At 49.0% G+C, this 12,506-nt stretch carries 12 protein-coding genes; 2 read left to right on the forward strand and 10 right to left on the reverse strand.

Annotated elements, in window-relative coordinates; genetic code table 11:
* Positions 1-134: 134 nt before the first annotated feature.
* The 3 genes from ccpA to AB3N00_RS16625 form a co-directional block, all read right to left on the reverse strand.
* A complete protein-coding gene (gene ccpA / locus AB3N00_RS16615) occupies positions 135-1,142 on the reverse strand; it encodes a catabolite control protein A (RefSeq protein ID WP_095290204.1) in 1,008 nt (335 codons plus the stop codon).
* 92 nt (positions 1,143-1,234) lie between these two features.
* The gene (gene ytxJ / locus AB3N00_RS16620) at positions 1,235-1,582 is read right to left on the reverse strand and encodes a bacillithiol system redox-active protein YtxJ (RefSeq protein WP_413035580.1); all 348 of its coding nucleotides are present in this window, start codon (positions 1,580-1,582) and stop codon (positions 1,235-1,237) included.
* Positions 1,583-1,704: 122 nt separating this feature from the next.
* Positions 1,705-2,118, reverse strand: coding sequence for a hypothetical protein (locus AB3N00_RS16625; RefSeq protein ID WP_413035581.1), 414 nt, complete (start codon positions 2,116-2,118; stop codon positions 1,705-1,707).
* A 268-nt stretch (positions 2,119-2,386) separates the two neighbouring features.
* On the opposite strand from AB3N00_RS16625, the gene AB3N00_RS16630 reads away from it, so the two are divergent.
* A complete protein-coding gene (locus AB3N00_RS16630) occupies positions 2,387-2,917 on the forward strand; it encodes a type 1 glutamine amidotransferase domain-containing protein (protein WP_413035582.1) in 531 nt (176 codons plus the stop codon).
* Between the two features lie 123 nt (positions 2,918-3,040).
* Here the strand turns inward: AB3N00_RS16630 and ptsP are convergent, their stop codons facing one another.
* From ptsP to aroA, 4 genes are all read right to left on the reverse strand, one after another.
* The gene (ptsP, locus tag AB3N00_RS16635; RefSeq protein WP_175395715.1) at positions 3,041-4,801 is read right to left on the reverse strand and encodes a phosphoenolpyruvate--protein phosphotransferase; all 1,761 of its coding nucleotides are present in this window, start codon (positions 4,799-4,801) and stop codon (positions 3,041-3,043) included.
* The gene (locus tag AB3N00_RS16640) at positions 4,798-6,678 is read right to left on the reverse strand and encodes a glucose PTS transporter subunit IIA (RefSeq protein WP_413035583.1); all 1,881 of its coding nucleotides are present in this window, start codon (positions 6,676-6,678) and stop codon (positions 4,798-4,800) included. The genes ptsP and AB3N00_RS16640 overlap by 4 nt, the downstream gene beginning before the upstream one ends.
* Before the next feature lie 244 nt (positions 6,679-6,922).
* Positions 6,923-7,357, reverse strand: a complete 435-nt coding sequence (locus tag AB3N00_RS16645; RefSeq protein ID WP_413035584.1) for a CoA-binding protein — start codon at positions 7,355-7,357, stop codon at positions 6,923-6,925.
* 36 nt (positions 7,358-7,393) lie between these two features.
* Positions 7,394-8,689 (reverse strand): 3-phosphoshikimate 1-carboxyvinyltransferase, encoded by a 1,296-nt coding sequence (gene aroA, locus AB3N00_RS16650; protein ID WP_413035585.1) that lies wholly within the window; start codon positions 8,687-8,689, stop codon positions 7,394-7,396.
* 146 nt (positions 8,690-8,835) lie between these two features.
* Between aroA and AB3N00_RS16655 the strand changes: the two genes are divergently transcribed.
* Positions 8,836-9,141 carry a rhodanese-like domain-containing protein gene (locus tag AB3N00_RS16655; protein ID WP_175395719.1) on the forward strand — a complete coding sequence of 102 codons (306 nt, stop codon included), beginning with the start codon at positions 8,836-8,838 and terminating at the stop codon, positions 9,139-9,141.
* A 225-nt stretch (positions 9,142-9,366) separates the two neighbouring features.
* Here AB3N00_RS16655 and AB3N00_RS16660 read toward each other — a convergent pair whose 3' ends face one another.
* From AB3N00_RS16660 to AB3N00_RS16670, 3 genes are all read right to left on the reverse strand, one after another.
* On the reverse strand, positions 9,367-9,876 hold the full coding sequence (locus tag AB3N00_RS16660) for a shikimate kinase (RefSeq protein WP_413035586.1): 510 nt from the start codon (positions 9,874-9,876) through the stop codon (positions 9,367-9,369).
* A 241-nt stretch (positions 9,877-10,117) separates the two neighbouring features.
* Positions 10,118-11,527, reverse strand: coding sequence for an NADP-dependent phosphogluconate dehydrogenase (gene gndA, locus AB3N00_RS16665; protein WP_413035587.1), 1,410 nt, complete (start codon positions 11,525-11,527; stop codon positions 10,118-10,120).
* A 171-nt stretch (positions 11,528-11,698) separates the two neighbouring features.
* Positions 11,699-12,298, reverse strand: a complete 600-nt coding sequence (locus AB3N00_RS16670) for a hypothetical protein (RefSeq protein ID WP_413035588.1) — start codon at positions 12,296-12,298, stop codon at positions 11,699-11,701.
* Between the last annotated feature and the right edge of the window lie 208 nt (positions 12,299-12,506).

Raw genomic sequence — 12,506 nt, forward strand, 5'->3', positions numbered from 1 at the left:
AAACCTCCTGTTTACTGCCGGACCTTCCATCTCGCTCCGGTTTATCCACTCATGAAGCACAAAAGCTCCGTCTCCGGAGCTTCCGTATATCCACTATGTAGAGAGAATCTCTTCTCCCTTTCCTATTGTTTTACTTAGCCTGCATGGCTTACAGACAGACGAAGAATGGTTTCATGCGGCAAAATAACCCGTGGGTTCTCCACATTTTCCTTCTTCATCAACTTGGTCAGCAAACGCATGGCTACTGCGCCAAGGTCATACATCGGCTGTGCCACCGTTGTCAGCTGTGGACGAACCATGGAAGCCATACGAATGTTATCCACACTAATGATGGAGAAATCGTCAGGAACCTTCAAGCCTTCATCCTGAATGGAGTGGATGGCACCAATGGCCATTTCGTCCGTAGCCGCGAAGATTGCAGATGGTCTTTTCTTCAGTCCAAGGAAATATTTCATCGCTTCCACACCGGACTCGTAGCGATAGTTACCGATCCGCACCAGATCCTCCTGGTATTCCATTCCTGCGGCTTCAAGCGCTTTTTTGTAACCTTGGAAACGTGCATAACCGTTCGCAGGATCCTGCAGTGTACCACTGATCATGGCAATTTCCTTGTGACCATGACGAATCAGGGTATTCACCGCATCAAATGCCGCTGCTTCATGATCGATGTCAACGGAAGGATATGTTCCCTTCTCATCACTTGTTGCGCAGAGTACGATCGGTACAGCCGCTGACTGGAATGCCTGAATATGTTCATCCGTCACCGTTCCACCCATGAAGAGCAGGCCATCTACCTGTTTCTCCAACAGGGTATTAATGACACGAATCTCTTTTTCCTTCTTCTTGTCCGCGTTACACAAAATAATGTTGTAGTGATACATATTCGCAATATCCTCGATTCCGCGGGCAATCTCTGCGAAAGTCGAGTTTGAAATATCCGGAATAACAACCCCAACCGTTGTCGTCTTCTTGCTCGCCAAACCTCTGGCTACCGCATTCGGACGATATCCCAACCGCTCGATGGCTTCATATACTTTTTTGCGCGTTTGTGGCTTGACATTGGGGTTATTATTAACAACCCGCGATACCGTTGCCATGGACACACCAGCTTCACGTGCCACATCATAAATGGTTACCGTCACAGTACTTCTCTCCATTACCAGTAAATTTTCATACCATTTTCATTAAGATTTATATTACGACAAATTTTTGCATTAATCAATTAAAATAGGCTTTAGGACTCACTTAAAGCATTCGTGAGTGTGGACGAAGTAATATCCGAATGGGAAGTATGCCATACAGGAATTCCTTTTTTGACTAGAATCGCTTGCGGAGATTCGTGCTTAACTCCCAGCTTGTCCGCTGCTTCATTGGACACAGGGCGATCTTCCACAACATAAATGATGCCATACTTTACATTTTCATTAGGATTATTTTGCAAATAATCATTCATCTCCTGATAAGCATTAGAGCTGATCGGGCAGCGTGTACTATGCTTAAACAGAAGCAAGGGTTGGTCTTCGGTAGCCTCCACTGCGGAGTTTAGCTGTTCAATACTTGTCATTTTAGTCATGTCAGCCATTTGATATACATCCCCCTTTATCAGGAATACCGCTATGTTGAGCGTTTTCACTCTACGATATCTTAACAAAAAGCGCACGAAAAAGCCAATTTTCATGAAAACAAGCATTTTACACGTCAAAATTAGACAGCATTCGAGAAATGTGCATGCCAGACAAAACCGGATAATTGGCTCAGTCTGCGTTCCGTTGTTTCCATCCATTCTTCGTCGCCAGACTTCTGAGCGTATCCCATTATATCAAGCAGCAAATTAATGCGTTCGTTCACAGCTTGCTGCATATGATGTTCCATCTCACGATCTGTTGCATCTGGCCAAGCCAGCAATTGTTCATGAAGGAGATCTGCAAGTTCATTTTGCTTGCCAAAAGATAGATCCTGTTTCACTGGTTGTTCACCCAGCTTACTAATGCATGCTTTCAAATCCGGCTTGACCGGCTGAAGTACTTCGTAGGAAACACAATCCGCACATGCGAAAACAGGCACATTACGAATTTCCACTTTCTTGGCATAAACCACAGTTCTTAATTCCAATTCCATCACATGTCCGCATTTGCACAATTTGCGCACAGTCATCACCTCATTCGTTCTATACTCGTATACGTTACCATTCGACCTTTTTCCGCTTAAATCCTGCCACAAACCAGAGGTTGTACAAATTACCACTCTCCCCAAATGCAGGCTGTCGAATATAGGCATACATTCATATGTAACCGATTTCCGCACGGAGAACATGCACAATCATGAAGTGCTGCGTAGAATCTGTTACAATAAAAGCTGTGACATCCTAATCACCGCAAAAGGAGAGATGGTTGTGAGATTAACAGGAAAAAAAGTCATCGCCCTGGTCGATGAAGAATTTGAAGATCTGGAGCTATGGTACCCGGTACATCGAGTTCGTGAAGAAGGCGCTGAGGTACATCTGGCCGGAGAGAAAAAAGGTAAAACCTACATCGGAAAATACGGTGTTCCCGCTGAGGCGGAATACAGCTTCGATGAACTGGACAGTTCACAGTATGATGGTATTCTTGTGCCAGGGGGGTGGGCACCTGACAAGCTCCGCCGTTATCCCAAAGTCCTTGAACTGGTTAAGGAAATGCATGCGGACCGCAAGCCGATCGGACAGATCTGTCACGCGGGCTGGGTACTGATATCTGCCAAAATTCTGGATGGTGTCACTGTAACTTCCACACCTGGTATTCGAGATGACATGGAGAATGCCGGAGCGATCTGGAAAGATGAAGCGGTTGTTGTCGATGGACATATTATTTCGGCTCGTCGTCCACCGGACCTTCCTCCCTATGGCAAAGCATTCTGTGATGCTCTTGCACAAAAATAAAACCTTTAAAACAAATAAAGCCCTTCGCTCATCGCGAAAGGCTTTATTTGTTTACCTCCATTGAAATAGATAGAGTAAAAGTAAATATATTAATGTAGAGGTATTTTCATACAATCATTTGATTCAGGAAGCATTGGACCCGCTCTGCTCATCCGGGTTTCCTGTGGAGTCATTATAAACCTGCAATCGCTGCTCAATATCCGCGCTTGTTCTCAGGGCAAAGCAATCCCGTGCCGCCTCTTTCGCCGCCGCCGCTGATGTATTCAGTACTCTGTGCTTCACACGCAGCAAAGATTGCGGCGACATGCTCAGATTACGAATGCCCAGCTCCAGCCAGAGTGGAACGGAACGTTCGTCCCCTGCCATCTCCCCGCACACGCTGACCTCAATTCCCGCCGTATGAGCCGCGTCCACCGTTGCACGCAGCATACGCAGGACAGCCGGATGATAGGGATGATACATATGAGCAATCTGTTCATTCATCCGGTCTACAGCCAGCACGTACTGCACAAGATCATTGGTACCAATGCTGAAGAAGTCCGCTTCCTCGGCAAGCAGGTCGGCAATCATAACGGCTGCCGGCACTTCGATCATAATTCCTACCTGAATATGTGGATCATAAGCTAATTGGCGCTCATCCAGATCGGACATGGCTTCACGCAGAATCTCATTGGCCTGTCTGAGTTCTTCCACGGAAGAGATCATTGGGTACATGATCTTGACATTCCCCGCCGCACTGGCCCGAAGAATCGCTGTGAGCTGGGTCTTGAACAGATCCCTGCGGTCCAGACTAATGCGAATCGCCCGATAGCCCAAAAATGGATTATCCTCTTCAGGCAGTTCAAAATAATCCAGCTGTTTGTCACCGCCAATATCCAATGTACGAATAACTACGGATTGACCTGCCGTTTTCTCTGCCACAAGGCGATACACCTCGTACTGCTCCTGCTCACCAGGGAAGGTGGCACGATCCATGTACAAAAATTCTGTACGGAACAGACCTACCCCTTTTGCCCCGTGTTTTAGAGCCAGATCCAGCTCCTTGACAGAGCTAATATTGGAAGCCAACTGCAAGACAGCGCCATCCTTGGTGATGGCATCCACTGTAGCGAGCACCTGAAGCTGTTCCTTTTTCTTCAGCTGTTTGCTGCGAATCATCGTGTATCGTTCAATCGTCTTGCGATCCGGTTCCGTGAATACCAATCCGTTGTCGCCATCCACCACCAGCATATCTCCCGTCTCCACTGGCATGCCAACACTCGCTTCCAGACCGGAAACGAGGGGGATGCCAAGTGCACGGGCCATGATCGCCGAGTGTGACGTTTTGCCACCGATCAGGGTCACGATACCCAGCACATGAGTGGGATTTAGATGTGCCAGCTGTGATGGGGACAATTCCTTGGCTACAAGGATATAAGGCTGCGTATCCGAAGGGAGCGTAATCTCCGGGGCTCCCAGCAGATGCTTCAACAGTCGGTTACCCACATCCTTGATGTCGATAGCCCGTTCTTTCATATATTCATCATCCAGCAAATCAAACATAGTCACAAAATGGTCTATGGCTTCTTTTACTGCCACTTCTGCCGCTTTGTATTGCCGTTCAATAATGCCGCGAATTTCGTTCATGAACACGGGATCTTCCAGAATCGCCAGATGCGCATCAAAGATGCTGGACTCTTCCGGTCCTACGACTTCCTTGAACTCATTCTTGATAAATTCGATCTCATCCTTCGATGTCCGTATTCCCTCATACAGCCGTTCGAACTCCTGGGCAAGATCCACCGAATCCATCTTCTGATCCGGCAGATCCCATTCCCAACTGGGCAGGACAAATGCTTTGCCGATGGCTATGCCTGCAGCGCCGTTGATGCCTTGTATCTTCATTCTACCCCTCCAACGTTCCTGTCATAGAGCACCACGGACATGACGGATGCCTGACCTTTCTTGACTTGCTTAAATGGAGCAAAGCTCCATGATTTGACACGATCCGGGTTCGTAATCACCATTGGTGTAGTCAGCGATGCTGCCTCCGCCCGCAGTACGGCCAGATCAAACTTGATTAACAGCTGTCCTGGCTCCACGGTGTCCCCTTCCTGAACGAAGGCTTCGAAATGGCCTTTCAGCTGCGAGGTATCGATCCCGATATGCAGCAGCACCTCAAGTCCTTCCCGGGTTGAAATGCCCAAAGCGTGCATCGTTGGATACAGGTGCATGATCGTCCCGTATACAGGCGATACCAGCTCTCCTTTTTCCGGAACAAAGGCTACCCCATCCCCGACAAGCTTCGCAGCAAAAATCTGGTCAGGCACCTCTTCGATCGGCAGCATTTTGCCTTGTACCGGTGCACAGAACAGCACCTGCGGCAGATCTCTCTCAAGCAGTTTGGCGATCTCTTCCCGGATCAGTTCCGAATACGTGCCAAATACAACCTGGACGTTACCTCCACCAAGCTTGATCAGCCCGGCGGACCCCATATTCTTCATAGCGCCCGTATCGATGAGACGGTCATTGTGCACCGTCAGACGGAGCCGTGTAATGCAGGCCTCTACCTGCACGATGTTTTCCTTACCACCCAATGCTTCCAGAATCAGCGGAGCCTGATATGGAATATTGCCTACCCAGTCCTCCAGCATGGAGCCTTCTTCACGTCCTGGCGTTGGGATCTTAAACGTACGGATGGCCCAGCGGAACAGGAAATAATAGACCAGCCCGTATAGTATGCCAATCGGAATGAGCTTCCAAGCATTCTCTGATAGATGGAAGTTGAGTATGTAATCGATAATGCCCGCGGAGTACGAAAAGCCGTGCCGGATATCGAGCCAGTAACCTATCCACATTGCAAGTCCCGACATGACGGCATGTACAATGAACAGATAGGGTGCCGCAAACAAAAAGGCAAACTCAATCTGCTCGGAAACGCCCGTCAGAAAACAAACCAGCGCGGACGTAAGGAACGTCTTTTTGATCTTCGGTTTCAGATCTTCCCTTGCCTCCTGAATAATGGCGAAGGCAATCGCCGGTATGGCAAACATCATGATCGGAAATAAGCCTGCCATAAAATAACCTGCTGTTGGATCACCTGCAAAAAAGCGCGGCAAATCCCCCTGCACAATGTTCCCGTCCGGCGTTTCAAACGTCCCCAGTTGAAACCAGAACACATTGTTGAGCAAGTGATGGAGACCAAAGGCGACCAGCACTCTGTACAGAACCCCATAAATGAACAAACCAAAACCGCCGAGACTGTATTCCCAAGCGGCGATGGCGTTCAATCCATGCTGTAATATGGGAGCGACCCACAACATGAAACAGGAGAACAGCGCCGAGCAAAGCCCGACGATAAGCAAAACAAACCTGGAGCCGCCAAAAAATTGCAATATTTCAGGCAGCTTGATGCTCTTGAACCGATTATGTGTCACCCCGGCCAGAGCGCCGAGAATAATTCCAATTAAAGAAGCAGGCTGAATGGTTCCATCCCCGAATTGACGGGTCACCTGATCATATATAACGATACCGGCTAATGCGGCAAGTCCCGCTTGTCCGGCCTGGTTGGAGAGTCCCAATGCTACACCGACAGCAAACAAATACGGCAAAAAATAAAAAATACCGTGTCCGGCCACGGTAGACACTTCACCAACAACTTTCAATCCCCAGGCGTCCCAGGGCAAACTGCCAACACTCAGCAAGATTGCGGCTGCGGGCAGGACCATTGTAGGCAGCATTACCGCTCGTCCGAGCTGCTGCAAGGATCCGAGCCAATTCATGGCGACCTCTCCTTTCTATCCTAGATGGTAAGCTTTACGAAACGTTTTGTCAAAGCAAAACAGTAAGCTGAAGAAAATTTGATTTTGACTCATCAACCGTACAACCCAAAGACCACAGCAGCATGCTGCCTGACGACAAGGATGCAACCAAACTTAAAGAGTGTCTGCCATTCCTGCCACCTCTACAACAAAAAAATCCCGTTAACCTGAAGTTAACGGGATCATGTCTATATCTTATAACTGCTTAACCGCGTCCAGCACCGCGCAGAACGATGGAATCCTCCACCTTGATGCAGCGATTCGTTACCGCAGTCATTCCATTCTCAGCCGCAATCTGTACCGCCTCATCATTGTGAATACCAAGCTGGAGCCACAATACATTTGCTTTGATAGCTGCCGCTTCACGCGCAACTTCCGGGGTATATTCACTCCGACGGAATACGTTAACAATATCTACCGGCTCGGGGATATCCCCCAGAGTTGCATATACTTTCTCTCCAAGGATTTCTCCCTGTGCTTGCGGGTTAACCGGAATGATCCGATAGCCTCGGCTCTGCATGGCTTCCGCTACCATATAGGAAGTACGATCCGATTTGTCCGATAAGCCGACGACTGCGATGTTGCCTGCCTTGCGTAAAATTTGCCCAATTTCTTCACGAGTAGGGTTGTTAAATTCCATGTCCAAGCACCATCCTTTTCTGCTTAACGTGTTATTTTACTCTTTTACCCATTGAACCGAGGCGCCAAGCGCCTGCAAGTGATCGAAATATTGCGGATACGACTTGGCTACATGGTGTGCATCCCGAATACGAAGCGACTCCTTGGAACGAAGGCCAACTACCGTCAACGCCATGATGACGCGATGATCGAAGTGAGCATTAATCTCAACGCCGCCTTCCACGCCTTCCGGGCGACCGTGAACGATAATCTCGGCCTGGCGCTCTTCTACGTTAGCTCCAGCCTTCCGCAGCTCGTTCAAATAATCCGTAATTCGGTCACATTCCTTGTAACGCAGGTTCTCTACATTATAGAACCGTGAGGTGCCTTCCGCAAATACAGCTGCGGCTACCATCGCCAAAACCGCGTCCGTTGCCGCATCTCCGTCAAATTCGATGGCTTTCAACCGACCGTTACCCTGTACATGTACCACATCGTTTTCGTGTGTCAGCGGAACTTCCATCATGCGCAGAACGTCAACAATGGCGCGTTCTCCCTGTTTGCTCTGCTCCATCAAACGCAGAATCTTCACATCCGATTGTGTAACAGCTGCAGCAGCCAGTACCGCAGCCGAACCAGGATAGTCTCCCTGAACGGTATACGTTTGCGGTCGATAAGCCTGCCCACCAGGAACGCGGAAAGACATGTAGTCATCGCTCGCATGAATGACGATCCCTGCCTGTTCAAGCACTTCGAGCGTCTGACCAATAACCACTTTGGACTTGAGGTCATTCAGCACTTCAATCGTGCTGTCTTCCGCGAGAAGAGGAGTGACAAAAAGCAATGCGCTCAGATACTGGGAACTGACCGAACCGGACACACGGATATGTCCGCCCTTGGCATTTCCGCCCTTGATCGTAATCGGCAGACGTCCTTGCTCATGCTGCACTTCAACACCGAGCTGTCCAAGAGCATCAATCAGGTCGTCATGTGGACGTTTGCCCAAGGAATCCGGATAAGTATTCACAAAGGTAACTTCAGGACATAACGCAGTTACTCCCATCAGGAACCGGAGCACTGCACCTGCATTGCCTACATTCAACTCGCGCACATTACGCGGATGGCTGCCAAACCCTTGAATGACGATTTTGCTATCATCTTCTTCGAGGACAGCTCCAAGATCACGGATACATCTGCGCATCGCATCGCTGTCTTCGCTGTGAGCCGGGAAATGGATGGTGCTTGTACCTTCTGCCAGTGCTGCGGCGAGCAGGTAACGGGTAGTATAGTTTTTGGAAGAAAGGGCTCCAATTTCCCCGTTCAGGGTAGGGGTTGGTTTAACGATTACGTCCATGGGTGAAATTCTCCTTCATTGGTCAGATTAAGCTGCTAGGTAAAACGATTAAATATGGCACGAAGCCCATTCACCAAATTGACATCCCCCACACTGCTTGGGTATCATTATAGGCGTTAAGTCCATACAGAAAAGAGGACCTGAATATGACTCAAATTGCAGAAATTGAAACATCCGAGCTTCGCCGCCGTTTACAGGCGGGAGAGAAGCTTCAGATGATAGACGTCCGTGAGGACGAAGAAGTCGCGCAAGGCATGATTGAAGGAGCCAAGCACATCCCGCTCGGACAGATACCGGACAGATTGTCGGAAATCGAGAAGTCCGGTGAGATCATACTGATCTGCCGCAGCGGTTACCGCAGTGAGCGTGCCGCTGAGTATTTGCAGCAGCTCGGTTATGATGGCTGCACTAACATGGTTGGCGGCATGCTGCAATGGCAGCAGGAAGACTAAATCCATCTGGAGTAAGGAACCAAAACGCAGAGACATCATTGGACTGCAACCAGCAGTTTAGATAGGTCTGTCTGGACCCCTCTCCTCCACATTCAGTCTCAAACGGGCCATTTGGCCCGTTTTGTTATATCCCTACGTCAAACCCCTTCGCTGTTCACTTCACCAAGCTGCTCTGGGATGATTCCATCCATGATGTTTAAACACCAAAATGCAGTGGATACAAGCTTAGACGCGGTAATGCGCTAAAATTAAACGAGTCACTTCAGTTGCGGATAACTCGGTTGTATCCACTGTGTAATGTGCAAACCGGTATGCGTCCTTCCGTTCCTCCATAATGGTCTGGATGCGTTCCTCCGCATTGCCGGCCAGAAGGGGACGATTATCGCAGCCGCTCACGCGCTGTACGATCACTGCGGGATCAGCGGTCAGAGCGACAACCCAGCCGTTCTTGGACATCACGTCACAATTATCAGAGCGAAGTACCACGCCGCCTCCGGTCGCGATGACCTGTGCCTTTTTTTCTAATACTGAACATAACATGCGGCTCTCGGCATCGCGGAAATACGACTCTCCCTTATCTGTGAACAATTCCGGAATCGTACAGCCTTCCTCTTTCTCCACCGCGGCATCCACATCGATCAGTCGGTAACCCAGCTCGCGTGCAAGCATGTCGGCGACCGTTGATTTGCCGGTTCCCATCATCCCTATGAGGATAATATTGTTAGACTTGCTCAAGGGTGTACACTCCTTTATTTCAAGCATTTCATGAGCACTTTTGTCCTATCATAACACAGCCCTGCTGACGGGGGAAGGCCATAGCGCCTGAGGGAGATTGGGGTCTGCTGCCAGATCTGACCTGAAATGAAAAAATGGCCTGGAGTCATCCGGCATGCCGGAACCCCAGGCCATTCTTCAAGAAAGTGCCCCGAATCAGCTTCAGGAGCACTCCAACCTAATTAATCTTGTAATAAGTACATTATTCCATCCAGTTGTGGTGGAAGCTGCCTTCTTTGTCCACACGTTTGAAGGTGTGAGCGCCGAAGTAGTCGCGTTGAGCTTGCAGCAGGTTTGCAGGCAAGCGTTCTGTGCGGTAGCTGTCGTAGTAGGACAACGCGCTGGAGAAGCCAGGCACCGGAATACCTTGTTGTACTGCAGCTGCTACGACTTCACGCCAAGCATCCTGGTAGGATTCAACGATGTTTTGGAAGTACGGATCGAGAAGCAGGTTTTTGAGTTCTGCATCTTTGTCATATGCTTCTTTGATGTTTTGCAGGAACTGTGAGCGGATAATGCAACCGCCGCGGAAGATCATGGCGATGTTGCCGTATTTCAGATCCCAGCCATATTCATCGGAAGCTGCACGCATTTGGGCAAAGCCTTGTGCATAGGATACGATTTTACTTGCGAACAACGCTTTGCGTACGCTCTCGATAAATGCCTTTTTGTCTCCGGAGAACGCTTCTGCCTTCGGACCATTCAGGATTTTGCTCGCAGCTACGCGCTCGTCTTTCATCGCAGACAGGAAACGGGAGAATACGGATTCCGTAATCATGGACAACGGTACGCCGAGATCCAGGGCGCTTTGGCTTGTCCATTTGCCTGTTCCTTTTTGTCCGGCAGCATCCAGAATAACGTCAACCATTGGTTTGCCGGTTTCCGGATCGTATTTGGAGAAAATATCTGCCGTAATTTCGATCAGATAGCTGTCCAGTTCGCCCTGGTTCCACTCGGTAAAGATTTCGTGCAATTCCTCAACGGACACATTCAGTACGGATTTGAGCAGGTGGTAAGCTTCACCAATCAACTGCATATCTCCGTATTCAATGCCGTTGTGGACCATTTTCACATAGTGTCCGGCACCGTCCGGTCCGATATATGTACAACAAGGGTCGTCACCAACTTTGGCAGAGATGGCTGTCAGAATCGGTTCAACCAGTTTATACGCACTTTCCTGTCCGCCTGGCATAATGGAAGGGCCTTTCAGCGCGCCTTCTTCACCGCCGGATACACCTGTACCAATGAAGCGAATGCCTTTGTCTTCCAGCTCTTTGCTGCGGCGTTGGGTATCAGGGAAGTATGCGTTACCTCCGTCAATAATGATGTCACCCTCATCCAAATGAGGCAGCAATTGCTCAATGGTCGCATCGGTAGCTTTACCGGCTTGTACCATGATCAGGATTTTGCGTGGGGATTCCAGGGATGCCACGAACTCTTCAATGGAGAACGTGCCTGTGAGGTTTTTGCCTTCAGCTTCTTTCAGAAGATCATTGGTTTTCTCCGGGGAACGGTTGAATACCGACACCGTGAAGCCTCTGCTTTCAATGTTAAGGGCCAAATTTTTGCCCATTACTGCAAGTCCAATGACACCGATCTGTTGTTTTGCCATCTGGGTCCTCCATCCTTTGCTCCAATAATTTTATTGAAATTGACTCTCAACAATACCCCCATTTTAACGGTTTTACGCATGGAAGTGAACCCCGTACCCCTGTTACGCAACGAGAAAACACCTCAAATGTCTGAGGTGTTCATCGTATTTTCATAAATGCGGCCTTCGTGCTCAACCTTCGAGCATCAACATATGTCCGGACAGACGCTTTAAAGCTTCCCGGCAGATGTCGGCTTTCTCCGCGTTTTCCATCTGAATGGCAGCGTGCAAACGCTCCAGTTCATCATCAATTTCCATCCGCAGAAGCATGAGCCGCTCTTCTCCTTCTCGTGATAGAAACATCTCTTCCATCTCCTCCGCCGTCGGCGCGGGTTCCTTTTGAAAAATGACACGCTGTTTGAATCCGGATACTTCCACGAGACGTATAACCTCACCAAACAATATGTTCTCCACCGTCATCTGCTGATCCTTGAAACGTTTGACAACCGCATGCCCACGTGTATCCCCAATCAGCTTCTCCAGCCATTCCGCCAGCTTGGCGTCCTTAATAATGTAATCGCCTGTCATTTTGTAGTTCCCACTGCGTGTCTGTTGAAAACGGAGCTTTACCAGTTTGCGCCCGGTGCGGACAGACAGAATAAAAAAGGATTCATCCTCGCTCCAATATAGTGAATACCCTTCACGAATAAGGTCTTTGATCAAATTTTGGATATGCCGACGGTTGAACCGCAGCTCCAGATTGCAATATTCAACTTCATAACTCTTATTCACGGCACTCCCCTCCATTTGTACCGGATGTGTTCCGGTCCTCTTCTTCCATTGCTTCTTCCGTATCGGCTTACCCTATTTTATACTTCATTTTATGTAAGGGTACTTGGTTATTTGACTATTTTTCATCGAATGAAGCGGGGGAATTGATGTTTCCGCGGATGCACAGGGGCAAGCCCCCGAATTTCATGATATAATGGACGCGAAATGG

The organism is Paenibacillus xylanilyticus (genome assembly GCF_047246825.1).
Taxonomy (GTDB): domain Bacteria; phylum Bacillota; class Bacilli; order Paenibacillales; family Paenibacillaceae; genus Paenibacillus; species Paenibacillus xylanilyticus_B.

Coding starts and splice junctions, on each gene's coding strand:
- ytxJ (WP_413035580.1), bottom strand. CDS start 1,582: ATGGCTGACATGACTAAAATGACAAGTATTGAACAGCTAAACTCCGCA.
- AB3N00_RS16625 (WP_413035581.1), bottom strand. CDS start 2,118: ATGGAATTGGAATTAAGAACTGTGGTTTATGCCAAGAAAGTGGAAATT.
- AB3N00_RS16630 (WP_413035582.1), top strand. CDS start 2,387: ATGGTTGTGAGATTAACAGGAAAAAAAGTCATCGCCCTGGTCGATGAA.
- ptsP (WP_175395715.1), bottom strand. CDS start 4,801: ATGAAGATACAAGGCATCAACGGCGCTGCAGGCATAGCCATCGGCAAA.
- AB3N00_RS16640 (WP_413035583.1), bottom strand. CDS start 6,678: ATGAATTGGCTCGGATCCTTGCAGCAGCTCGGACGAGCGGTAATGCTG.
- AB3N00_RS16645 (WP_413035584.1), bottom strand. CDS start 7,357: ATGGAATTTAACAACCCTACTCGTGAAGAAATTGGGCAAATTTTACGC.
- aroA (WP_413035585.1), bottom strand. CDS start 8,689: ATGGACGTAATCGTTAAACCAACCCCTACCCTGAACGGGGAAATTGGA.
- AB3N00_RS16655 (WP_175395719.1), top strand. CDS start 8,836: ATGACTCAAATTGCAGAAATTGAAACATCCGAGCTTCGCCGCCGTTTA.
- gndA (WP_413035587.1), bottom strand. CDS start 11,527: ATGGCAAAACAACAGATCGGTGTCATTGGACTTGCAGTAATGGGCAAA.